General features: G+C 60.4%; 17 protein-coding genes. All 17 read right to left on the bottom strand.

Features of this window, described 5'->3' with window-relative positions:
• Positions 1 to 15 precede the first annotated feature (15 nt).
• Positions 16 to 1,185: a UDP-4-amino-4,6-dideoxy-N-acetyl-beta-L-altrosamine transaminase gene (gene pseC, locus MKS85_RS05945; RefSeq protein ID WP_139050826.1), complete on the bottom strand. Its 1,170-nt coding sequence runs from the start codon at positions 1,183 to 1,185 to the stop codon at positions 16 to 18.
• Positions 1,186 to 1,289: 104 nt separating this feature from the next.
• Positions 1,290 to 4,223, bottom strand: coding sequence for a TIGR00180 family glycosyltransferase (locus tag MKS85_RS05940; RefSeq protein ID WP_188251133.1), 2,934 nt, complete (start codon positions 4,221 to 4,223; stop codon positions 1,290 to 1,292).
• 50 nt (positions 4,224 to 4,273) lie between these two features.
• Complete coding sequence (locus MKS85_RS05935; RefSeq protein ID WP_139050828.1) at positions 4,274 to 5,011, bottom strand: cephalosporin hydroxylase family protein; 738 nt, start codon at positions 5,009 to 5,011, stop codon at positions 4,274 to 4,276.
• Between the two features lie 15 nt (positions 5,012 to 5,026).
• The gene (locus MKS85_RS05930) at positions 5,027 to 6,097 is read right to left on the bottom strand and encodes a class I SAM-dependent methyltransferase (RefSeq protein ID WP_188251132.1); all 1,071 of its coding nucleotides are present in this window, start codon (positions 6,095 to 6,097) and stop codon (positions 5,027 to 5,029) included.
• Positions 6,087 to 6,944: an NAD(P)-dependent oxidoreductase gene (locus MKS85_RS05925; protein WP_076385844.1), complete on the bottom strand. Its 858-nt coding sequence runs from the start codon at positions 6,942 to 6,944 to the stop codon at positions 6,087 to 6,089. The genes MKS85_RS05930 and MKS85_RS05925 overlap by 11 nt, the downstream gene beginning before the upstream one ends.
• Complete coding sequence (locus tag MKS85_RS05920; protein ID WP_160891898.1) at positions 6,941 to 8,167, bottom strand: class I SAM-dependent methyltransferase; 1,227 nt, start codon at positions 8,165 to 8,167, stop codon at positions 6,941 to 6,943. The genes MKS85_RS05925 and MKS85_RS05920 overlap by 4 nt, the downstream gene beginning before the upstream one ends.
• Positions 8,164 to 8,724, bottom strand: coding sequence for a dTDP-4-dehydrorhamnose 3,5-epimerase family protein (locus tag MKS85_RS05915; protein WP_188251131.1), 561 nt, complete (start codon positions 8,722 to 8,724; stop codon positions 8,164 to 8,166). The genes MKS85_RS05920 and MKS85_RS05915 overlap by 4 nt, the downstream gene beginning before the upstream one ends.
• Positions 8,721 to 9,803 (bottom strand): CDP-glucose 4,6-dehydratase, encoded by a 1,083-nt coding sequence (rfbG, locus tag MKS85_RS05910; protein ID WP_188251130.1) that lies wholly within the window; start codon positions 9,801 to 9,803, stop codon positions 8,721 to 8,723. The genes MKS85_RS05915 and rfbG overlap by 4 nt, the downstream gene beginning before the upstream one ends.
• Positions 9,785 to 10,558, bottom strand: coding sequence for a glucose-1-phosphate cytidylyltransferase (rfbF, locus tag MKS85_RS05905; protein WP_139050834.1), 774 nt, complete (start codon positions 10,556 to 10,558; stop codon positions 9,785 to 9,787). Before rfbF ends, rfbG begins: the two co-directional genes overlap by 19 nt.
• 255 nt (positions 10,559 to 10,813) lie before the next feature.
• Positions 10,814 to 14,380 carry a glycosyltransferase gene (locus MKS85_RS05900; RefSeq protein ID WP_188251129.1) on the bottom strand — a complete coding sequence of 1,189 codons (3,567 nt, stop codon included), beginning with the start codon at positions 14,378 to 14,380 and terminating at the stop codon, positions 10,814 to 10,816.
• A 93-nt stretch (positions 14,381 to 14,473) separates the two neighbouring features.
• On the bottom strand, positions 14,474 to 16,039 hold the full coding sequence (locus MKS85_RS05895; protein ID WP_139050836.1) for a flagellar hook-associated protein 3: 1,566 nt from the start codon (positions 16,037 to 16,039) through the stop codon (positions 14,474 to 14,476).
• Between the two features lie 13 nt (positions 16,040 to 16,052).
• The gene (gene flgK / locus MKS85_RS05890) at positions 16,053 to 18,119 is read right to left on the bottom strand and encodes a flagellar hook-associated protein FlgK (RefSeq protein ID WP_047226220.1); all 2,067 of its coding nucleotides are present in this window, start codon (positions 18,117 to 18,119) and stop codon (positions 16,053 to 16,055) included.
• A 10-nt stretch (positions 18,120 to 18,129) separates the two neighbouring features.
• Positions 18,130 to 19,434, bottom strand: coding sequence for a flagellar assembly peptidoglycan hydrolase FlgJ (flgJ, locus tag MKS85_RS05885; RefSeq protein WP_188251128.1), 1,305 nt, complete (start codon positions 19,432 to 19,434; stop codon positions 18,130 to 18,132).
• A 10-nt stretch (positions 19,435 to 19,444) separates the two neighbouring features.
• Entirely contained in the window at positions 19,445 to 20,530 is a 1,086-nt protein-coding gene (locus tag MKS85_RS05880) for a flagellar basal body P-ring protein FlgI (RefSeq protein WP_160892017.1), read from the bottom strand.
• A 45-nt stretch (positions 20,531 to 20,575) separates the two neighbouring features.
• Positions 20,576 to 21,271 carry a flagellar basal body L-ring protein FlgH gene (gene flgH, locus MKS85_RS05875; protein WP_047226218.1) on the bottom strand — a complete coding sequence of 232 codons (696 nt, stop codon included), beginning with the start codon at positions 21,269 to 21,271 and terminating at the stop codon, positions 20,576 to 20,578.
• A gap of 51 nt (positions 21,272 to 21,322) precedes the next feature.
• Complete coding sequence (gene flgG / locus MKS85_RS05870) at positions 21,323 to 22,108, bottom strand: flagellar basal-body rod protein FlgG (RefSeq protein WP_047226217.1); 786 nt, start codon at positions 22,106 to 22,108, stop codon at positions 21,323 to 21,325.
• A 49-nt stretch (positions 22,109 to 22,157) separates the two neighbouring features.
• Positions 22,158 to 22,895, bottom strand: a complete 738-nt coding sequence (locus MKS85_RS05865; RefSeq protein ID WP_047226216.1) for a flagellar basal body rod protein FlgF — start codon at positions 22,893 to 22,895, stop codon at positions 22,158 to 22,160.
• Between the last annotated feature and the right edge of the window lie 326 nt (positions 22,896 to 23,221).

Genomic DNA, 23,221 nt, shown 5'->3' with positions numbered 1-23,221 from the left:
GACTTTTTCCCATGTTCAACCCAACACCCGCCTCAAAATCTCCACCACTTCAACCTGCTGTTCGTCCGTGAGGTCAGGATAAAGTGGCAAGCTGAGAGCCTCACTGAAATAGCGCTCGGCTTCAGGAAAGTCACCCTGTCTGAATCCCAGGGCTTGATAGTAAGGCTGTAGATGTACCGGAATGTAGTGCAAGTTCACACCCAGTCCCGCAGCTCTCAAGGCATCAAAAATTTGTGTCTGGCTCAATTTGATCTGAGCCAACTGCAATCGCACCACATAAAGGTGCCATGCGGACTCGGCGCCCGGTTGAATGGCTGGCAAGGTGACCGCTACATCCGCCAACAGCACCTCATAACGTGTAGCCAGTTGACGACGCCTGGCAACAAAAGCATCCAGACGCGCCAGTTGAGACAAGCCCAGCGCGGCGTGAAGGTCGGTCATTCGGTAATTGAAGCCTAACTCCAGCTGCTGGTAATACCATAGGCCAGTGGCGGGCAGGTTCATCTGCGCAGGATCACCTGTAATTCCATGGCTTCGCAATCGTCGAAGGCGTTCGGCAAGATCCGCATGATTAGTGAGTACCATGCCGCCTTCGGCGCTGGTGATGATTTTGACAGGATGGAAACTGAAGATGGTCATCGCAGCGTATTGGCCGCAGCCTACCGGTCGTCCAAGGTATGAGGCACCTACTCCGTGAGCAGCATCCTCTATCAACGTGAATCCATAACGCACAGACAACTGCGAAATAGCCCGCATGTCGCAACTCTGCCCTGCAAATGCAACAGCTACTACCACCTTGGGCAGCTTTCCGGCTACCTCAGCTGCTGCGAGCTTGTCTGCCAGCAAATTCGCGTCAAGGTTGAGCGTGCCCGGATCAATGTCAACGAAATCGACCTCTGCCCCGCAATAGCGGCCGCAATTTGCCGACGCTACGAAGGTATTGGGGCTCGTCCAAAGGCGATCTCCTGGCCCCAACCCTGCGGCAAGGCAGGCAATATGCAAAGCTGCAGTGGCATTGCAAACGGCGACTGCATAACTCGCTTGGCAATGATCGGCCAGGGCTTTCTCAAAGCGCTCAATAGTGGGGCCTTGTGTCAGCCAAGGCGAATTAAGCACTTCCATAACAGCGTCGATATCCGCCTGATTGATGCTTTGCCTGCCATAAGGAATCCGATACGGCATCATAATTGGCACTCAACACAAGACGTATCCAGCCAGCACATGCGAGTTTCGTTAACTTTCAGCTTGTCGTTGAGCATACCTTGAGTCCCTTTGCCTGACAGCCAGGCCTATGCAAGCAACCGCGCCCAGTCCACGACCGTAGCAGTGCCCAGCGCAAAGCCGGTGCCGGTCAAGGCCAAATTGGGGTTACGGGCCGGGTCGTGTTCAAAGCGCGCCTGCCATTTGTCCTGCAGAGCGCCGGCAGCCTGTGGCGCTTGGGCGAATGTGCCGGGGTGCAGCATCTGGGCCTGAGGGGTCCAGACGGTGAGATACCCCGCATCGGCCGCTTTCAGGCACAGATCGACATCGGCTAACGCGTCAGCGAAGTGCTCCTCGTCCAGGCCGTCCACGGCTTCGAACAGCTCCTTGCGGATCATCAGGCAAGCGCCCGACACCGCCGAGTAGCTCTGCTCCACCTGATGACCGTTGAGGTAGCCCTTGGCGTCCTTGCGTTCGCCAACAAACACCGAGCCCACCTGGCCGTCGGGTTTAAGCACCAGACCGGCCTGGGTGGTGACACCGCGGATGTCCATCTGTTTGCTGCCGACGATCCCCACTTCAGGCCGCTGGGCCTGGTTGAGCAGACTGTCGAGCCAGTTGGCATTGATCACTTGCACCTGGGCCGACAGCAGCACCAGATAGTCACCTTTGGCCTGGCCGCTGGCCCAGTTGTACAACGCCGAAGTACTCAAGCGCCGGTCGCTGCGCAGGATGCTAATCCGGTCGCCCTTGCCTTCCAGGCTATCCAGCCACTGGATCAGGTCTTCGGATTGGCTGTGGTTGTCGGCAATCACGATTTCATGACGATGGTAGCGGGTACGCTGCAGCACGCTGACCAACGCCTGTTGGATGTGTTCGAAGTTGTCGCGGCTCTCAAGGATGATCGACACCAGCGGCCGTTCGGCGTGCTGGTAATCGATCTGGTAGGTCAGCGGCTGGGCCGAAGTGACCTGGGCGCGATAGCCCCGGGCAGTCAAGTGACGGGTCAACACCTGACGCTCTTGAGGGTTTTCTTCCTGCGTCGGGGCGTTGCAGATCAACAACGGCTCGGCCAGATGCGCCAGGCCGCTGAGCCCTTCGTCCTCGATCAGGCGCAACAGCAGGTCCAGTTCCAGGGCCTGGGTGTATTGCGCGGTAAAGCCACGGGCCTGGGTCAGCACCTCACGGCGAATCAGCCAGTGCCGCGCCATCAACGAAGGTACCGATTGCAACAGATCGAGGTTGACCCCCGGACGGAATACGTCGGTGAGGCCGCCATCGGCCTTGCGCTGGATTTCATCCATGGCCACCGCGCGCACGCCCTCGGCACCGATCAGTTCGAGACTGGCGCGCAGCAGGCCGCTTTGGGTGAACTGGTCACCCGCTTCGGCCAGCAACAGCCAGTCGGCTGTGGATTGCCCGACGATCTGATTGATGCGCTCGACGTAATTGGTGGTGCTGACTTTGACGAAGTGCACGGTGTCACGCACGGTGGTGGTCGCCGGCAAGTCACCCGTGGTGAACACCACGACGTTGAATGCTTTGCAATGGCCGTTGACCAGGCTGTCGAAGGTGGCCTGCAACTTGAACATGTCAGCGTCCAGATCCAGCAACAGGATGCCAAACCGCGGCCCGCCCTGATGCTCGACCAGGTGGGCGGCGATGGACTTGAGTTGCTGTTCATCAGGGTTACGTGCTTCAAGCCAGCTCAACAAGCGACCAGAGTGCATGTTCTCCAGTAACCGGCGATCCTGCTGCCCCGGCACCGAGTCCAGACGCTCGAGCCAGGCCTGCAATTTCACCGCCTCTTCAGGCTCGTCGCTGTTCTTCAACGACTCGGCCAGGCGCTTGACCACGGTACGGTTGAACGCATAAAGACCTTGGGCTTCCCACAAGCGGCTGCGTATCGTGCGTTCGTTGTCGTTGGGTTGCACCTGCATCAATTCGTGCTGGCGCAGCAGGATGCCTTCCAGTTGCTGAAGCTGAAGGCGACCGGCCGGCATTGCATGCAGCAGGAATTCAAACTGGGTCAGCAGATCGAAAACCCTCTGATTATAAAATGGCATTTCGACAAACTGCTGTGGGCCAAACGAACGTATCGGCTCGCCCCCTGCTTCCAGCCAGGCGGAACGAATGATCTGTGTACCTTTGAGTGAGCGCCCCTGCTGCAAGCAGTCAGCCATGGCCGCAAAACTGTCCAAAGCAATCTGTTTGATACGCTCCGGAGCCTGCTCGGTAAGCTGGGTAGGCACGGATGCGAGAAACTCGGCGAACTGTTCCCGCTCGGCAACGCTTTTGGCGTCCTTGTAGCTAAGCACGGTCAACACATTGGTGTTGTGTTCGGAACCGCCGTAGTTGAGTTCGCGCACGGCGAACGGAATCGGCAGGATCCGCGCCTTGGCGCACGCCAGCAAGTAAAAGGTATGACCGATTTCCTGCCATTCGAAACTGGTGCCTGGCGGCAGCATGCCGTACCACTGCTGCAGCAGGTCGGTGCGGGTCACGGCGTAGAACGGCGGAAGGAACTGATCCATGAAGCGAATCACACGGTCCTCGGCCAGTTCGCTGTTGTAGTCCTCATGCACCTTGCGATCACGGCGGAAATAGCAGACTTCTGTGGCGCAGGACAAATACATGATCCCGTAGCCATGGCACAGGCCATAGTCAGGGTTGGCTTCGAGGAACTCCACCGATTCGGTCAAGGCATCGTGCAGCAGGAAATCGTCATCGGCGGCGAACACCATGTAGGGCGTCGTGACCTGATTGACGCCGTACACCAGCTTGTCTTGCAGCCCCTTGTAGGTGAACTGAGGCAAGTGCCGGTAATCGACCGAGGGAAAGTCCCGGGCAATTTGCTCATCGCGCTCGACCGATGAATCAAGCACCAGCACCGAACATGGATAACCGCTGTAGTAATGCAATGTCCGGCGCAGGAACGCACTGCGGTTGTGGGAGATCACCACCACTGTGAACCGCTCGTTCAGCGGTGCCACGTTGCTTTGAGCATTGTTTCGAACCTGCATATTTCCTGTCCCCACAACCTGCCAGACGCCAATGATTTGATACGGATGAATTAACGAACCCGGCGCAGATAGCCATCCGGTGCGACGGTGATCAGCAGCTTGTTCTGCAACTGCCGGTCAATTTCGAAATCGCCATTTTCCTCGAGGTATTTCCACACCGCGGTTTTCGGGTTGTCGCCCGGGCCCCATGGACGATCCGGGAAAAAGTCCGCCGGCATGTCCTCGACCACGGTGTCCATCACCACGCAATAGCTGCCTACCGAAACCAGCGGCGCGTACAGACGCAGTTCTTCGAGCACATGGTCGTGGGTGTGGTTGGAATCGAGCACCAGGATGACTTTCTTGCCTTTGGCCGCTGCATGGACCTGCTCGGCGATAGCCGCATCGATGCTCGAACCCTCGATCATCGAGATGCGTTTGCTCATCGGGTGGTTTTCGATGGCTTCACGGTTATGCGGGCGGATATCCAGGTCGATGCCCAGCACTTCACCGTGGCCTTGCAGTTCCAGCAACGAGGCGTAGTAGATGATCGAACCGCCGTGGGCGATGCCGCACTCGATGATCAGGTCAGGCTTGATCTGCCAGATCAGTTCCTGCATGGCCATCATGTCCTGCGGCAACTGTATGATGGGGCGGCCCATCCAGGAAAAATGGTAGCTGTACTTGTGACGGGCCGATTCGTTGAAGAACTCTTTGGCCAGGCCAACGAGTTTCTGGTCTTGGCCTTGACCGGCGATTTCGGTCTGGCATTGGGCTTCGAAGGCTTTATGGATCGTGTTGTCGGTCATGTTCGAATCTCGTGGTTATTGGAACGAAGCACTGTCAACGGCGTGGTAGACGTAACGCCCACCGGTCATCCGCTTGATCTCTTCAAGGTAATTGGAATTCATCACAAACACGTGCGCCCCTTCAGGCAAGGTATCCATCGCCTCATCCGGTGAGCAGACACGTGCGCCACTCAAGGGCAGATACCGTCCCTGCTTGGCCGGGTTGATATCCACCACGCAGTCCACCGCAACACCAGCGCGTTGCAGGAACAGCGAATAGATCACACCTTTGGACGAAGCCCCCCAGATCGCCGAGCCCTGCTGCGGCGCAGCCTGGATAATCTGCACCGCGCGCTCGAGACTGGCAGTGAAGCCGTCCGGCAACGCAAGTTCCACCGCGGGTTCTTCCGGCGTCAGGCGCAACGTAGCCAGGTCAGCCACGATGTACAGGTACTGGCCGCCGAACAGATGTCCGGCTTCATGCACCGTGCCGAACATTCGGCGCAGGTCATCGAGGCGGAAATAATTGACATGCTCGTAGAACAGGTCGAACCAGGCGCGATGCTCCAGGATCCAGTCCAGGCATGGCACTTCGATGTAGATCTGGCCGCCCTGATTGGCCGCTGCGATTTCGGTGAGAAAGCTCAGCGGGTCCTGGATGTGCTCAAGCACATGACGAAGCACCACCGCGTCGGCCGACAGGCCCAGGTCACGAGTGAACGGCGCCTTGATCACATCGGCGTTATCGCCCTCGTAGGCCGGGTCGATGCCCGTGATGGCGTAGCCACGCTGCTTGAGCAGTTCCAGGAAATAGCCCTTGCCACAACCGACCTCGATCAGCTCCTGAGCGCTGAAGTGCCGGGCAATGATGCCTTCTACCTCAGACAGATGCCGCTGGAACTGCTCCGAGTGGGCCTGTTCGTTCTGATAATCACTGTCGTAGCTGAGCTTGTCGGCATCGAATGCCTGGTTGAAGACCAACCCGCTCACTTCGTCCTGGACGAGTACCATATCGGCACACGCCGAGGCTTTGGCCGACTGCTCATCGACAAAGGTCCGGTTTTGCAAAACCGGAAGACCGGTGGCCCGGTACAGCTCACGCGTCATGTGCGGCTCCCAATAAGTTTTGCAAACGGTCAGCCACGCCCCAGAACGCCATGGGTTCGTGAGTCGGGTAAGGATAATGGCCCAGGTTCAGGCGAAGGGCGGCACCACGCTCGCGCAGGTGTGCTTCCACCAGCGCGCGCACTGACACCGGTTCGCCGCTGGAACAATTGACCACGCCATTGAAACGGCGCCGCAGCAGCAGGCCAGCCAAATGGGCGGCCGCAGTCTCGATCGGCAGGTAATCGCGCAACTGCTCCCCCCCGGACATATCGAATACCGCTGCTTGCGCATCGATGGCCCGGTCCAGCGCTGCCAGCAGGCTGTTGGGGTTCTGGCCAGCGCCATGCAGGTAGAACAAGCGGGCCCACTGCAAGGTGAAGGGATGCTCGCGTTGCAGGTGTTCGAGAAACAGGCGCAAGGTGTTTTTCGCCAATCCGTAAGGATTGGCCGGTTGCGGCGCAGTCTGCTCGTCGAGCGGCCCGCTTTGCAGGCCGTATTCGAAACAGGTGCCAGTGACCAGCACTTGGGAAATGCCTGCCTCGACGGCCTTTTTGATGAAGCGATAATCAGCCATCAAGTTGTGTTCGAAATGAAACAGTGCCTGGTAATTCGGCAACCCAGGCCAGGCCAGGTGCGCCAACGCATCGACCCCTTCGACCAGCGCCGCGACGTCCAGCGCCTCGTCGTGGACATCAGCCGCCACGAACTCGACCTGGTCGAACCAAGGCAATGCTCTCGCCGGTTCGACCCGACGAGCAACAGCCCTTACCTCACAGCCACGCGCTAGCAACGCCTGGACCAGATGACGGCCGACGAACCCTGTAGCGCCAGTCACCAGGACCTTCATAGCACCGTCAACTCAGGCACGGCGATCACGAACTGCCCACCCCATTGACGAACCTCGGCCAACTGCTGGCTGACTTCGCTCAACAGGTTCCAGGGCAGGACAAGGACGTAATCGGGTTTCTCCCGCGCGATACGCTCGGGCGATACGACCGGGATTCGGCTGCCCGGCAAGTACTTGCCCTGTTTGTGCGGATTGGCATCGGCTACCCATGCCAGCAGGTCGGGTTTGACCCCGGCATAGTTGAGCAACGTATTACCTTTGGCGGCCGCGCCATAACCGACCACATGCTTGCCATCAGCCTTGGCCTGCAACAGGAAGCGCAGCAAACCATGCTTGATGGCCTCAGCGGCCGGCGCCAGGGTGGCGTAATACGCAGAGGTTTTCACGCCAGCGGACAGCTCAGCCTGCAATTGCTGTTGCACCGTGGCCAGCACCGGACGACGCTCGCCATCGGAGCGCTGGACGAACACCCGCAACGAGCCGCCGTGGGTCGACAGTTGGCTGACATCGAATACTTCCAGCCCGTTGCGCTCGCACAGTGTTTGCACGGCCGTCAGCGACAGGTAGGAAAAATGTTCGTGATACAGGGTGTCGAACTGCTGCCCGGCCATCAGCGTGAGCAATTGCGGAAACTCAAACGTCGCGACGCCCGTCGGCTTCAGCAGCGTGGCGAAACCGGCGAGGAAATCATTGATGTCCGGCACATGGGCGAGCACGTTATTGGCCGCCATCAGGTCGGCTGCCCAACCCTCACCCATGAGTTGCGACGCGGTATCGCGGCCAAAGAACAGCTCGCGAATTTCCAGACCTTTTTCACGAGCCGCCTCGGCGGTGCTGCGGGTCGGCTCGACGCCCAGGCACGCAATGCCGCGCTTGGCCACGTACTGCAACAGGTAACCGTCGTTGGCGGCAATCTCCACCACGCGGCTGTCCGGGGTCAAATCGAAGCGTTCGACCATCTCGGCCACATAGCGCTCGGCATGGGCCAGCCAGGTACTGGAGAACGAACTGAAATAGGCGTAGTCGGCATCGAACAGACTGTCGGCGCGGGTGTAATCCTCGGTCTGTACCAGCCAGCACTGCTGGCATACCGCAACCTTGAGCGGCACCCACTGCTCGGCCTGCTCCAGTTGGTCGGCCCGCACGTATGCGTTGGACGGCGGCGACGTGCCAAGGTCAATCAGTGGCAACACCAGGGCAGTCCCGCAACCTCGGCAATTCATACACGCACTCCAGCGAAATGCTCGTCGAGCAAGGGATGGCTGCTGTCCCGCATCGACAGATTATTGACAGGCAGCGGCCAGGCAATCGCCAGCCGCGGATCATTGACCGATACGCCACCCTCATGCTCCGGGGCGTAATCGGCACTGTGCAGATACAGGAGCTCGGCATCGTCGGTCAGGGTCTGGAACCCATGGGCAAACCCGGCCGGGATCAACAGGCTGCGGCCGTCACCCGCTATCAACTGTTCGGCATGCCAGTGCAGGAAAGTGTCGGAATCGGGGCGCAAATCCACCGCCACATCCCAGACCTCACCGCGCAGGCAAGTGATCAATTTGGCCTCCGGTTGCGCCGCGCTCTGGTAATGCAGACCCCGTACGCTACCTCGCTCACGGGTGCAGGAATGGTTGATCTGACGGATATGAAACGGTTGGCCGAACGCGCTCAGACTGCCCTCGCAGAACAGCCGGGCAAAATGCCCGCGCTGGTCTTCGAAGCGTTTGTGCTGGACGCTGAACAGCCCGGCAAGAGGCAATGCCTTTAACAAAAACTCGCTCACAACGCGCCTCGGTACAGGTTCAATTGGCCGAGGGTGACCTGACGCATGTCATCGCCGTTTTGCCACGCCAAATGCCAATCGAGGGTCTGGGCAAGACACTGCTGCAACGACCAGCGCGGTTGCCAACCCAGCAACTGACGAGCACGGCTGCTGTCCAGGCGCAACAGGCCGGCTTCATGCAAATCACTCGCTTCGATCCGCAGGCCCGGCGCCAGCGGCCAGCGCTCGGCGAGCAACTGGACGACTTCGCCGACGCTGCACATGTCGGCCTCGCCGGGGCCAAAGTTCCAGGCACCGGCAAACTCCGGGCCTTGCTCATAGAGGCGCGCGGCCAATTGCAGGTAACCGGCCAACGGCTCCAGGGCGTGCTGCCAGGGGCGTACGGCCTGGGGATAACGCAGCGTCACCGGTTCGTCCGCCGACCAGGCCTTGAGCACGTCTGGAATCAGCCGCTCAGGGGCAAAATCACCGCCACCCAGTACGTTTCCAGCCCGGGCCGTGGCCAGGGCCAGGCCGTGTTCGGCGTAACGATCGGCGGAGAAAAACGAGGCGGCATAAGACTGCGCCAGCAACTCGCAGCAGGCCTTACTGCTGCTGTAAGGATCATGGCCACCCAGGGCTTCGTTTTCGCGGTAGGGCCACAGCCATTCCTGATTGGCGTAGACCTTATCGGTAGTGACCAGGACACAGGCTCGCACGCCGCCGATCTGGCGGACCGCTTCGAGCAGGTTCAGGGTGCCCATGACGTTACTGGAATACGTGCCCAGCGGATCGCGATAACCCTCGCGTACCAATGGTTGAGCCGCCAGGTGCAGGACGATCTGCGGCTGCACGTCGGCGAGCACTTCCAGCAACGCGCCGAGGTCGCGCAAATCACCGCGCCGATCATCGATGCCCTCGCCTACCCGTGCCAGCTCGAACAAGCTGGGCTCGGTGGCCGGATCCAGGGAAAAACCGCTGACCCGAGCGCCCAGGCTTTGCAGCCACAGCGCCAGCCAACTGCCCTTGAAACCGGTGTGGCCGGTGACCAGCACCCGCTTGCCGCGCCAGAACTCCGGGCTCAACCCCATTGTTTCCATGGGGCCTCCCCGCTTTGCCACAGGGCCTCAAGATGATTTTTATCGCGCAGGGTGTCCATCGGGTGCCAGAAACCGTCGTGCTGGAACGCCTGCAGTTGCTGTTGCGTTGCCAACGCTGCCAGCGGCTCGGCCTCCCAGGAAGTCTGGTCGTCAGCGATATAGGGCAGGACCTTCGGCGATAGGACAAAAAAACCACCGTTGATCCAGCCGCCGTCACCCCGAGGTTTTTCGGTGAAACCCAAGACGCTATCGCCGTCGCGCTCCAGCGCACCGTAACGTCCAGGAGGCTGGACTGCCGTCACCGTGGCGAGCTTGCCGTGCGCCAGGTGAAAATCCACCAGCGCACCGATGTTGAGGTCCGAGACGCCGTCGCCATAGGTAAAGCAAAACGCCTCTTCGTTTTCCAGATAACGCGCCGCCCGCCGCAGCCGGCCGCCGGTCATGGTGTCTTCACCGGTGTCGATCAAGGTCACGCGCCACGGCTCGCTGTAGTTCTGGTGAACGTCCATGCGGTTGTTGCACATGTCGAACGTGACATCGGAGGTGTGCAGGAAGTAGTTGGCGAAGAAATCCTTGATGGCGTAGCCCTTGTAGCCCAGGCAAATGACGAAGTCGTGGATTCCATGAGCGGAATACTGCTTCATGATGTGCCAAAGAATTGGCTTGCCACCGATTTCGATCATCGGTTTTGGCTTGAGGTGCGACTCCTCGCTGATCCGCGTGCCGAGACCACCTGCCAAGATAACTGCCTTCATCGTCTCCCCTCTTGTCCATCACCGGGCTCGGCCAAGCGTTGTTTCGCTTTGCGGGCGCGGGGATTACACCTTCGATGCCGATCCGGGCGCCGCGGTATGCCGCAAGCGCTCGTTTTATGGCGATATGAGGGGGGCTTGCAGGAAACGCGCCAGCTCGCCGGAGGGGATTTGAATCAAAACAGGGTTGAATACTGATCTTAGTGGCGAGGGAATTTTATCCCCTCGCCACGGCCTTCCGGCCCAAACAGCTCATGCTCAGTCCGGCAACCAACCCCACAACCAATGCTGCAAGTTGTCGCCACTGAGCATGAAATCACGAAGCACCGCTTCGCGCAGTTCATCGCCCATGCGGTAGCTGGCGTCAGGGTCGGCCAGGTGCATGCGGATCGCCGCGATCCATTCCTCGGTGCTGTTGCTGCGTACCTTGGTACACGGCAGGAAGCCGTCGTAAGCCTTGGTATCGGTGCAGATCACCGGGTAGCCGCAGGCGCCGTATTCCAGCAAGCGCAGGTTGCTCTTGCAGTCGTTGAAGATGTGGAACTCCAGCGGCGCCAGCGCCAGGTCAAGGTTCAGGCTGGCCAGTTTGAACGGGTAAGTCTGCAACCCGACGGAGCCGTGGAACTCATGAATGTAGGGGCGTAACGCGTCCGGGCACATCCCGAAGAACACCCACTCCACCTCATTGGCCAGTTCGCGGACGACGTCGGCAATGATTTCCAGGTCACCGCTGTGGCTGGTCCCGCCGCCCCAGCCAACCCGCGGCTTGGAAGATGTTCCGCGCCGGCTGGTCAACCGGGTCCACGGTTCGGGCGGCAGCATGTTGGGCACTACCCGAATTTCGCTATGCATGCTCGACAAGGCATCGGCCAGCGCCTGGGTCGTCACCACCACCCGGTCACACAAGCCAATTCCCTCGCGCAGCATCTGCTCAGTGTTGACCGGTTTGTTGCGGGCGTGGGTATTTTTCTTGGGGGCACTGACGACGTAGTCATCGAGCTCGAAAATCCGCAAGGCGCCGGAGTACTTCTTCATCCGCAGGATGTCACCGGCAGCGCCTTCGCTGTAGCGCCCCTGCAAAACGATGGTATCCGGGGACAGCCGCTCGATTTCCACGGTCGAAGGCGACTCGTAGGCCACCCGGGCAATCACCCGCCCGCTGGCTTCGAGTTCGGCCAGCGGGGCGGTGACCCGATAGTGGCCGACCGCGGTGGAGTTGACCGGCAGTCCCAGTACCAAGGGCAATGCACGGGTGCAGAACGGATTCCAGTTATTGCGCAGTGACGGTTCCAGACTGAAACTGGAAGCCCCAAGACTCAAGGCAGGACTGTAAGCCGGGTCACGAGCAATCTGCGGCAACCATTTGCGATAGAAAACTTCGCGCTCGCGCTCCTGCAACACTTCTTCCGACTGGGCTGACGATTGTCCGGTCGTATGCATGACGCTGGCGTAGGGTGTCCAGACCACCAGGTAGCCATCTTTACCTGCACGCAAGCACAAATCGACGTCACTGAGGCCCTGGCTGAATGTCGCGTCATCAAGACAACCCAGTTCCTCGAACACCTGCTTGCGCACCATCAGGCAGTCGCTGTTGACCGAACTCCAGTTCTGGGTCGTGTGCAGACGTTGCATGTAGCCACGAGCGGCCGCCGGTTCGCCATAAAACGGTGTTCCCACCGGCCCGGCCAACCCAAGAATTTGCCCACCACCGACAACCGTGCCCTGGGGGCTGAGTATCCTTGCGCCGACCACCGCGACTTCCGGGCGCAGGGCATGGTTGATCATCTCGTCCAACCAGTCACTTTCGCAAATGACAATCTGCGGGCTCAGCAGCACCAGGTAGTCGCCCTGAGCCTGACCCGCGGCAAAGTTACGCACCGAGGCGTCATTGTCGTCACCGGCGTAGCGAAGCACGCGCAGCATGCTCGCGCCCAGCTGCGCCATGTCCTCGAGCCAGCTAAGCATGGCCGAATCCCGGACGCCGCTGTCCACGATCAGGATTTCATAGCGCGTATAGGCAGTGCGCTCGATCAGGCTTTCGCAGCAGCGCTGCAAGGCTGCCAGTGAATCACCCGTGCGCAGGATGATCGACACCAACGGACGGGTGCCGTAGCGGTAGTCGATGCGATTGATCAGCGGCAACACATCCTGGCGAATCTCGTGAGGTGCGCCAATACGCTCCAGGTGAGCGCCGACCATAGGAGCGTTGCCCTCGATCACCTCGGGCCACGACAACCACTGGGCGAAGCTCAGTGTGGATTCAACCTGGATCTCAGCAATGTGTTCGATGGTTTGCGGGCCGGCCTCTTCCACCAGCCGCCAGAGCAGATCGTGAGGCGCCAGCTCACCGCGAGCCGGGTCGAACCCGCCCAGGGTCATGAAGCGTTCACGCTCGAAGGCCAGGGCCCGACCGACGTAGGGATAGGCGCGCATCAGGTCGAGGTTGAAATCAGGCTTGAACACCGGTTCGATGGACTCGCCGTTTACCAGCGCGCCTTCGTCGCTGTAAGCGCAGAGAACTCCGCTCTTGCCCGCCACGCGTTCGGCCAGGATCAACAACGCTGAATCACGGAGGGTATCGCCAGCACGCAGAAGATAGAACCAATGTGCGCCCTCCAACTGCGCAACGATGGCATTGAGTTGACGCGCCCAGTCGGACTGATAAGGCAACTGCAACACCCGATCATTGACCTCACAACGGGCGTCGGAAAGCACCATGACAGCCTGGGCCGGATAGAGCTGGCCCTCTATGCTGCGCAGCGTGGTCGCCAATGCCACGTCGTCGCCGGCACTGTCGATGACAATCGGCACGATGTTGGGACGCAATGGCCAACTGTCGATGCGCGCAGGCATGACACGCTGCTCGACCTCGCTGAAGCGACGAATCGACAGCCACTCGCGGTAGAACTCGGCATAACTCTCGCTCTGGGCACCTACCCGGCCATTGACGACCGTATTGCGATTGCCCAGCACGCGGGTCACACATAATTCCTGCCAGGCGTGAGGCTGATCGGTGACTTTGTCCAGATCAACGCAACGCACCCAGCCAGAGGCCGGAGCCGCTTCACCGTTGCGTGCGGCGAGCATCTGCGCCAACCATTGCCACTCCACTTTCGCAGCCTTGAGCATTTCAGCAGTCTTGCTCAAACGCTCAGGGTACAAGCGCTCGATACTCAAAACCGTATTGAGCGCTGCCAGGTTACCGCGGCGCATCAGACAGACAAACAAGGCAAAGTCGAGGGTGGCAACGAAACCGGCTCCGCCCTGGACCAGCGCTGGTAGCAGCTCGAGCACATCGGCCCGGCGCATCAGGGCGGAACTGAAATTACCAACGAAATTAGTCGGCGTGCTCTCGAAAATCGCCAGCATGTCATCGCCCTTGAGCAGAGCATCGTTCGGCGAGAATCGGCAATTATCGACGCGAGGCGGCAAGATGAAGTTACCGGCGTCACACAACAACCGAAGCGCGAACACAACGCTGACGTCAGCATGATCCATCAACGCCTGGGCCTGCATCGCAATGCTCGGCGCAAACAGCCGATCATCGTCGCACAACACTTTGATGAACTCGCCCCTGGCCTCTTCGACACAACGCAACAGGTTGCCCTGAAGCCCCAGTCGCTGCGGATTTCGCAGATAGCGGATCGGATGGGACGGCTCAGTGAAGGAATCGACTGTCCGGCGAATTTCATCGCCAGGCGAATCGTCGCAAACAACGATTTCGATCTGCTCGTAAGTCTGGGCCAGGGCACTGAGCAGTGCCTGGTCGAAGAACCGGGGATTGTACGCAGGAATGACAATACTGACGAGGGGCAATGGTTTCACGGCGAAAACTCTCGAGCGGCGGGCCCCGACCTTTTCAGGCCGGAGCCCCGGAACCGCTTAAAAAAGACGGTTGGCGGCTCGGTCGATACCGGCTCAGATCTTGTTGAACAGGCCCAGTTGGGTGATCTTGCTGAAAGCCAGTTGCGAGGCTTGCAGCATGGTCTGTTGCAACGTCAAGCGGGTCATCACTTCGGCCGGATCGGAATCGCGGATCGACGATTGGGTCTGGTTATTGGCCAACAACAGGCTCTGGTTCGTGTCGCTTTGGGTTTCCAGAGCCTGACCACGCCCACCTACCGAACTCAAGGCGCTGGACAACTGATCGGTACCGCTGGCCAGGTTGCCAATACCGGAGGCCAGCGAAGCCTGCAGCTTTTGCAGCGCAATCGGATCGTTGTTGGTTGGCGTGCTCAACGCGGTTTTCAGTTGGTTCACGGTGTCCAGAATGTTCTGGGTCTCGTGGGTATTGACCGCGATGCTGAACTGATCGTCCGCACCGGGCGTACCGTCCAGGGTGAAGCTCACGCCCGAGGCGGTGGCCACGTTGCCGGCCAGGGTGCCGCTGGACACCGGCTGGCTGTTGGCGGTCAACGGCGCGGCGTACAGGTCGAAGTCGGTGGCGCTGGTGAACTTCAATACGGCCGAACCGGTAGGGAAACTGGCGTGATACGCCACCGGGTCGGTGATCTCGCTGCCCGTGACCTGGACGGTGGTCGGGTTGCCCGGGCTGCGGGTCGCGGCAAAGGTGTCCGGCTTGGCGGCCAGGGTGAAGGTATGGCCCGGCAACACGGTATTGGCATCATCACCGGTTTGCAGATTGATGTTCAGGGTCAGTTCCAGACCACGGAACTGCACCGCCTGACCTTTTTTGCTGCTGGGATCAAAAGCGCCGCCCTGGCTGGCTTCGGCGGTGACGTCGTTGCCGCCGGAGTCGGTGATTCTCAGCTGCGTACCGCTGGTGAACTCAACGGTATAGGGTTCGCCGCTGCGGAATTTGCTGTTGTAGCTGACACTGGACGAGACCTGACCGTTGGACAGCACCACGCGACCATCGTCCACCGCCGGCGCGGTCATGGTGACCTGGCTGCGGCTGGTGTTGACGGCCTGCTGGAACACTTCCCAGCCGGTGCTGTTGGTGGCCATCGACATGGTATCGCCGACCGGCAGGTCGAGGGTCACCTGGTCACCGTTGTAGCTGTAGCTGCCATCGGTGTTGCGGGTGAACGGGATGGTATCGCCCTTGGAACCGGCGAAAATGTACTTGCCGTTTTCGTCCTTGCTGTTCATCAGGCTGAGCAACTGCTCTTCGATCTGCGCCAGCTCCGAGGCGTTGGCCTGGCGGTCGGCGTCGGTGTAGCCAGCGTTGCCGGCACCGACGGCCAATTCCTTGGCGCGCTGCAGCACGTTGCCAATGCTGGTCATCACCGCTTCAGTGGTGCCCAGCGTCGCCTTGATGGTGTTGGCGTTGGTTTCGTACTGAGCCAGCATCGAGGCCTGTGTGCCCAGTTGCAGCAGACGTGAAGCCCCTACCGGGTCATCAGCAGCGGTATTGACGCGCACCAGGCTGCTGGCCTCTTCGCTGGTCTTGACCACATTGGCGAAGTTTTTCTGATAGTTCGCAGCCGTGGATTCGTAAAACTGGGCGGTAGAAATTCGCATGGGCTACGACTCCTTAAAGACTGTTGATCAATGTGCTGAAGATTTCCTGCGCAGCCTTGATGATCTGCGAAGACGCGGTGTAGTACTGCTGATACTTGACCAGGTTGCCGGTTTCTTCGTCCAGGTCCACGCCCGACAGCGAATCGCGAGCGCCCTTGGCGTTATCCAGGATCGCGCCGGTGGCAGCGCTGTCGAGCTTGCCCTGGGCGGCCTTGGAACCTACGCCCTCCACCAGCTTGCCGTAGGCATCGTTCAACGAAATGCCCTTGCTGGCGGAACCGGTGTCCACGGTCTTGGCAGTCTGCAAACCGGCCAGGACAGTGCCGTTACGGTTATCCAGGCTGCCGGCCTGGCTGACGCTCACATCGATCGCGGCACCGTTGGACGGTGCGCCAGCAATCGACATGTCGAAGGTGACGGTACGCTGCACCGGCGGTGCCGAGGAGTCCATGATCGGGTTGCCGCTGGCATCCTTGAGTGGAACGCTCAGGCTCAAGGTATTGCTCTGGCCGGGCTTGATCGTGCCATTGCTGATCTCGACACCCGTGGCATCGAGCAACTGGTAAGCCTGGCTGGTACCGTCGGCGGACGTCGCGCCGAAGACCACCTTGACTGGCATCGAGGTCTTGATGCCGTTCTGGATGATGGTGGTGGTGGCTTCGTCGTAGATGTCCAACTGCGACGTCATGGTCGGCTGGCCGCTGGCCGGAATGGTCAGCGTACCGCTGCCGCCCGGCACGATGGCTGCGCCCAGCGGCGCGGCAATCGCCAACCGCTTGGAGTCGGTCATCTCGGTCTTGATACTGGTCGCCGCGTTGCGGGTCGGGGTGATCTTGAACGAATCGCCAGCGGCAGCGGTGCCATTGGCGAAGGTCATCGAAAAGCCGTCGATCACCGGCGGCGGCGTCGTCGCGGTATTGAACGAACCCATCGAAGTGCCGTCAGGCAGGCGCTGGACCGTGTAGTCGGTGGCGCTGGTGAACTTCACCTTGTAATCATTGGTGGTCAGCGCGCCGGTGTCTTCGATGGCCACGTTGAAGTTGCCGGAACCGGCGCTATTGTTCAACGCGGCAATACTGCGCTGACTCATCTGCGCGGCACTGTTGATGTTGGTGAACAGGTTGGAACCGAAGGCGCCGTTCTTGTCGATGCCCGAGGCCTGGATCGCGTTCATCTGGTCGGCGACCACCAGGGCCACGCGGCCCAGTTCATTCATGGCCGGGTCAAGCACAGTGCTGCGATAGCGCATCAGGCCGCCGATCTCGCCGCCGGTAAGTACCTGGGTGAGGTCCATGACACTGGAACCGCTATTGAGCTGGATCCCCAGGCGGCCCGGATCGTTCTTGTCCGGCACGGTTTCCAGGGTGTTGACGGTATTGCCCATCACCAACGGCTGGCCGGACCCCAAGTAGATGTCCAGGCTGCTGCCGTTCTCCACGATCTGAGTGCCGGTGAAGGCCGAGAGCTGGAGAATGGTCTGGTTGCGGGCGTCGAGCAGGTCGTTGGGAGCACCGCCGGAGTTGGAGACTTCGGCGATTTTCTTGTTCAACTGAGCGACGGTGGTAGCCAGTTTGTTGACCTGATCGACCATGCTCGACAGGTTGCCGTTGATGTTCTGATTCTGCTCCGTCAATTGGCTGGCGACCGAATTGAAACGATTGCTCAAGGCTTGCGCATCGCTGAGCAGCAGCTGACGGGATGCATCATCGCCCGGCTTGGCGTTGACGTTCTGCACCGAGGCGAAGAACTTGGTCAGCGCGCCATTGAGGCCCGTGCCGCTGTCCGACAGCAAGGCATCGAGCGGGGTGATCTGCCCTTGATACGCGGCCGCATCGCTGTTGAGCGAGGTCGTGGTCTTCAACTGCGCTTCAAGGTAGGCGTTATAGACCCGGCGCACATCGGCCAAGGTGGTGCCGGAGCCGATGAAGACGTTGCCGTATTGATTGGACGCCTTGGTGGTCTGCACGGTCTGCTGACGCGAATAACCGGCGGTATCAACGTTGGCAATGTTATTACCCGTGGTCACCAATGAGGTCTGACTTGCGGACAGACCCGACATCCCGATGTTGAGCAAACTCATGGTTCAGACCTTATAAAGTCGTAGTGGCGCCAGCCGAAGCGTAGTTTTGGTAACTGGTCATCTGCCGGGCTATATTCGAAATCTTGCTGGCGTAGTTCGGGTCGGTGGCGTAACCGGCCTTCTGCAACTCACGCACAAACTGTTCCGGGTTATCGGCCGACTTCAGCACATCTTGATAGCGACTGTTGCTTTGCAGCAGATTGACCAGGTCATGGAAGCTGTCGCGATACGAGGCGTAGGAACGGAACTGAGCCGTCTCCTTGACCATCTCGCCATTGCGGAATTCGCTGGTGATCGCCCGCGCCGAATCGCCCGTCCAGTTCTTGCTGGCCTTGATACCGAACAGGTTGTGGCTGCTGCTGCCATCAGGCTGACGCATGACCGACTTGCCCCAGCCGGTTTCCAGGGCCGCCTGGGCCACCAGGTAACGAGGGTCCACGCCGATACGGTCCGCGGCTTCCTTGGCCATTGGCAGCATGGCATCGACGAACTCGTCAGCATCGCGGAAGGCTTTGCGGGCTGGCGCCAGGGGTGGCTGCGCCACGGCACGCCCGTACACCTGCATGGACCCGCTCGGCTCTGACGCCTTGAGCGCGGCCAGCCAGTCGCCATTGGCCAGTTCGCCGGTGGCAGGCTTGACGGCGGTGATGGCACGATCCGGCAAAATATTCTGCGCCTTGACGTCAGGCGCGACGGCAGCCGAAGGCACCAACCCGGCAAGCAGCCGATCGGCCAGTTTGGGCGGCAGGGCCAGGCGGCGCTGGTTGAGCAATTCCATGTCGTTGCGGTGAACGCCCTCGCCCGCCCCTTGCGGCGCACTCACGGCCCGCGAAGCCCACAGCGGACGCTGGCCGTTGGAGCGCGACAATGGCCCGTCGGGCAACGTGCCGGCGGCAATGGGCGTCGGCACCGGGGCCTTGACGGCCTCGTCCAACGCTTGCTCCTGCTTGCCGGCCGACAGCGTTGCCGCCTCGCCTGACACCAGGGGTTTGTTCTTGGACATCTGGCGCAGCAGCACGTCAGCCAGGCCAATACCACCGCCCTCGCGAGACATGGAAACGGCCAACTGCTGGTCGTACATTTCCTGGTACTGCTTGGCTTCAGCGGTATTGAGCGGATTGTCCTTGCCCATCGACTCGGTCGCCGCACGCATGGACTTGAGCATTTCACCGATGAACAGCGACTCGAATTCCTGCGCCACTTTGCGCAGGTTGCCGTCACTGTTCTTGTCGCCGACCTTGAGCTGGTTCAGGCGATTGAGGTCCGAGTAGGAACCCGAATCCCCGCTGATCAAAGCGCCCTTGCGCATATCCATGGCTCGTTCCTTAAATCACGATCAGGTCGGCTTGCAACGCGCCGGCCTGCTTCAAGGCTTCGAGGATCGCCATCAAGTCGCCCGGCGCCGCGCCGACCTGGTTCACCGCCCGGACAATTTCATCCAGGGTAGTGCCCGGGCCGAACTTGAACATCGGCTTGGCTTCCTGCTCGGCATTGACCCGCGAACGGGGCACCACGGCGGTCTGGCCGTTGGACAGGGGTCCAGGCTGGCTGACGATCGGGTCTTCGGTAATGGTCACGGTCAGGCTGCCGTGGGTCACCGCGGCGGGTGAAACCTTGACGTTCTGGCCGATCACAATGGTGCCGGTGCGCGAGTTGATGATGACTTTCGCAACCGCCTGGCCCGGATCGACTTCGAGGTTCTCCAGGATCGACAAATAGTCGACCCGCTGACTCGGATCCAGAGGCGCGGTGACGCGCACCGAGCCGCCGTCGATGGCCTGTGCCACGCCAGGGCCGAGCATGTCATTGATCTTGTCAACGATGCGCTTGGCGGTCGTGAAGTCGTAACGGTTGAGGTTCAGAGTCAGGCTGTTGCCCTGGTTGAAACCGCTCGGCACCGCACGTTCCACCGACGCACCACCAGGAATGCGGCCAGCCGACGGAACGTTGACGGTGATCTTGGAACCGTCACGGCCTTCGGCGTCAAAGCCACCCACCACCAGGTTGCCCTGGGCGACGGCGTAGACGTTGCCGTCGATACCCTTGAGCGGCGTCAACAACAGGGTGCCGCCGCGCAGGCTCTTGGAGTTACCGATGGACGAAACAGTGATATCCACCTGCTGCCCGGGCTTGGCGAACGCCGGCAGGTCGGCACTGACCGACACCGCCGCCACGTTCTTCAACTGCACGTTGCCCGAACCCGCCGGCACCTTGATGCCGAACTGCGACAACATGTTGTTGAAGGTTTGCAGGGTGAACGGGGTCTGGGTGGTCTGGTCGCCCGTGCCATTGAGACCCACGACCAGGCCATAGCCGATCAACTGGTTGGAGCGCACGCCGGAAATGCTGGCGATGTCCTTCAGACGCTCGGCTTGAGCGGTGAAGGCCGCCGACATCAGCAGTGCCCCCATCAACAGCTGCTTGAGATTCAACCGCTTAAGATTCAACTGGGCCACCTAGAAAGGGAACTTCGGGCTGAGGAAGAAACGGTCGAACCAGCCTGGCTGACTCGCATCGGCAAAAGCACCGGTGCCCGAGTAGGTAATACGTGCATCGGCTACACGGGTCGACGAGACGGTGTTGTCGGTAGCGATATCATCGGCGCGAACCATGCCGGCGATGCGCACCAGCTCGTCACCGGTGTTGAGGGTCAGCCACTTCTCGCCCCGCACAACGATGATGCCATTGGGCAACACATCGGCGACGGTCACGGTGATCGAGCCGGTCAGGCTGTTGCTCTGTCCGGACTTGCTGTCGCCCTTGGTGGCCCGGTCGGAGCCATAACCGGCGTTGAGGCTCAGGTCCCCGCCACCGATGGGATTGTTGGTGGTCAGGCTGGAGCCGAACAACGACGTCAGGCCAACGCTGGTCTCGCTGGTCTTGTCGATCTGCGAGTTGGCGTTCTTGCTGGCCTGGGTCCGTTCGTTCAGGGTGATGGTGATGATGTCCCCAACCCGGAAAGCCTTACGGTCGCTATACAGGTTCTGCTCGAAGCCAGCCTGGTAGATCGAACCGTTGTTGGCAGCGGCCGGCAACGGCGTGCGCGGCAACACCGGAGCGTAGTACGGGTCATTGGCCTTGGGCGTTGGCGCGACACAGCCCGCGAGCGCAGTAACTCCACTCAGTGCCAGAACAGATACGAAGCGATTCATGACCCTACCTCTTGGTGTTGCAGGCGGCCTCAGGCCGCCCTATAGACGTGATTACAGATTCTGCGTAACGAACGAGAGCATCTGGTCGGCGGTGGAGATCACCTTGGAGTTCATCTCGTAGGCGCGCTGGGTGGTGATCATGTTGACCATCTCCTCCACGGTGCTCACGTTGGACGTTTCCAGGGTGTTCTGCAGCGTGGTACCGAAGCCGTTCAGGCCTGGCGTGCCGACTTGTGGCGCGCCGCTGGCCGCGGTTTCCAGGAACAGGTTGTTACCCACCGCTTGCAGGCCGGCCGGGTTGATGAAGTCGGCAGTCTGCAGGTTGCCGATCACCTGCGAAGCAGGGTTGCCCGCCACAGTGATGGACACGGTGCCGTCGCGGCCCACGGTGAACGTTTGGGCGTCGTTCGGGATGATGATCGCCGGTTCCAGGGCGAAACCGCTGGCGTTGACGATCTGGCCATTGGAATCGAGGTGGAACGTACCGTCACGGGTGTAGGACGTGGTGCCATCGGGCTGCAGGATCTGGAAGAAACCGCGACCGTCGATGGCCATGTCCAGCGGCTGCTCGGTGGTTTGCAGGCTACCGGCGGTGAAGTTTTTCTGGGTGCCGACGATGCGCACACCGGTACCCACTTGCAGGCCCGACGGCAATTCGCTGTCCTGGGTCGATTGGGCGCCTGGCTGGCGTTTGACCTGGTACAGCAGGTCCTGAAATTCGGCGCGATCACGCTTGAAGCCCGTGGTCGACACGTTCGCCAGGTTGTTGGAAATAGTAGAAAGGTTGGTGTCCTGGGCGGACAGACCTGTTTTGGCAACCCAAAGAGCCGGAAGCATTCGATTCTCCTCGTACGCCTGTTTTTCGGCGCGACGCTGTAATTAATGATTAGATCTGCAAGACCCGAGCCATGGCTTCGTCGCCTTCTTTGGCGGTGTTCATCATCTTGACGTGAAGCTCGAACTGCTTGGCCAGGGCCAGCACCGAAGTCATCTCGTCCACGGCATTGACGTTGCTCGCTTCCTGGAAACCCGACACCAGTTGCACGTTGGCATCAATGACAGCCGGCTGGCCGTCCTTGGTGCGGATGGTGCCGTCCAGGCCCTTGGTCATGTTGCGAAGATCCGGGTTGACCAGCTTGATGCGGTCGACTTCAGCCATCACGCGCGGGCCTTCACCCATGGCGCGGATACTGATGGTGCCGTCCTGGCCGATTTCGATTTTCTGCTCTGGCGGCACGGCGATCGGACCACCGTTGCCCATCACCGGCATACCGTTGCCGGCCCGCAGCACGCCCAGGGCGTCAACGTTGAGGCTGCCGGTGCGCACGTAGCTTTCACCGCCTTCAGGGTTCTGCACAGCCATCCAGCCCGGCCCGCTGACTGCCACGTCGAGGTCGCGGCCGGTTTCCACCAGCGCGCCAGGGGTGAAGTCGGTGGCTGGACGCTCGGACATGGCAAATGCCCGCGCCGGAAAGCTGTCGCCAAACACCGGCATCGAACGAGCCTGCTCCAGGTCTTTCTGAAAACCGTTGGTGGAGATGTTCGCCAGGTTGTTGGCATGGGCCCGCTGCGCCAGTGCGTTCTGGCTGGCGCCGGTCATTGCCACATAAAGGTACTTGTCCACTGTCGTTCCTCTGCATGCCGGACGTTTGCCGTCCACTGCTGTACTGCTGAGCACTAAGCAATTTGCAGACCAACTTTTTTCTGGCGCCGTCGAGCCGCACAAACAAAGGGCTTCAGGGTTATTGAAGGGATTTGGGGAAATGTATCGAAGACGAAAAACCGGCGGTGTCATGCCGTTTGGTGGCAACGCTTGACCTTCTGGCAACGGCTACTGCCGTCATCGCGAGCAGGCTCGCTCCCACCATGGATCTTGGGTGCTCGCAGGATTTTTGAAGACTCGATACCCCTGTGGGAGCGAGCCTGCTCGCGATAGAAGTCCCCACCAAA

The organism is Pseudomonas sp. JL2, assembly GCF_031570495.1.
GTDB lineage: Bacteria > Pseudomonadota > Gammaproteobacteria > Pseudomonadales > Pseudomonadaceae > Aquipseudomonas > Aquipseudomonas rhizophila.
This window is presented reverse-complemented; position numbering and strand designations above follow the sequence as displayed.

Bases quoted from the DNA above. Each gene is read 5' to 3' on its own strand.
- pseC (WP_139050826.1), bottom strand. From the start codon at position 1,185: ATGATGCCGTATCGGATTCCTTATGGCAGGCAAAGCATCAATCAGGCG.
- MKS85_RS05940 (WP_188251133.1), bottom strand. From the start codon at position 4,223: ATGCAGGTTCGAAACAATGCTCAAAGCAACGTGGCACCGCTGAACGAG.
- MKS85_RS05935 (WP_139050828.1), bottom strand. From the start codon at position 5,011: ATGACCGACAACACGATCCATAAAGCCTTCGAAGCCCAATGCCAGACC.
- MKS85_RS05930 (WP_188251132.1), bottom strand. From the start codon at position 6,097: ATGACGCGTGAGCTGTACCGGGCCACCGGTCTTCCGGTTTTGCAAAAC.
- MKS85_RS05925 (WP_076385844.1), bottom strand. From the start codon at position 6,944: ATGAAGGTCCTGGTGACTGGCGCTACAGGGTTCGTCGGCCGTCATCTG.
- MKS85_RS05920 (WP_160891898.1), bottom strand. From the start codon at position 8,167: ATGAATTGCCGAGGTTGCGGGACTGCCCTGGTGTTGCCACTGATTGAC.
- rfbG (WP_188251130.1), bottom strand. From the start codon at position 9,803: ATGGAAACAATGGGGTTGAGCCCGGAGTTCTGGCGCGGCAAGCGGGTG.
- rfbF (WP_139050834.1), bottom strand. From the start codon at position 10,558: ATGAAGGCAGTTATCTTGGCAGGTGGTCTCGGCACGCGGATCAGCGAG.
- MKS85_RS05895 (WP_139050836.1), bottom strand. From the start codon at position 16,039: ATGCGAATTTCTACCGCCCAGTTTTACGAATCCACGGCTGCGAACTAT.
- flgK (WP_047226220.1), bottom strand. From the start codon at position 18,119: ATGAGTTTGCTCAACATCGGGATGTCGGGTCTGTCCGCAAGTCAGACC.
- flgJ (WP_188251128.1), bottom strand. From the start codon at position 19,434: ATGGATATGCGCAAGGGCGCTTTGATCAGCGGGGATTCGGGTTCCTAC.
- MKS85_RS05880 (WP_160892017.1), bottom strand. From the start codon at position 20,530: ATGGGGGCACTGCTGATGTCGGCGGCCTTCACCGCTCAAGCCGAGCGT.
- flgH (WP_047226218.1), bottom strand. From the start codon at position 21,271: ATGAATCGCTTCGTATCTGTTCTGGCACTGAGTGGAGTTACTGCGCTC.
- flgG (WP_047226217.1), bottom strand. From the start codon at position 22,108: ATGCTTCCGGCTCTTTGGGTTGCCAAAACAGGTCTGTCCGCCCAGGAC.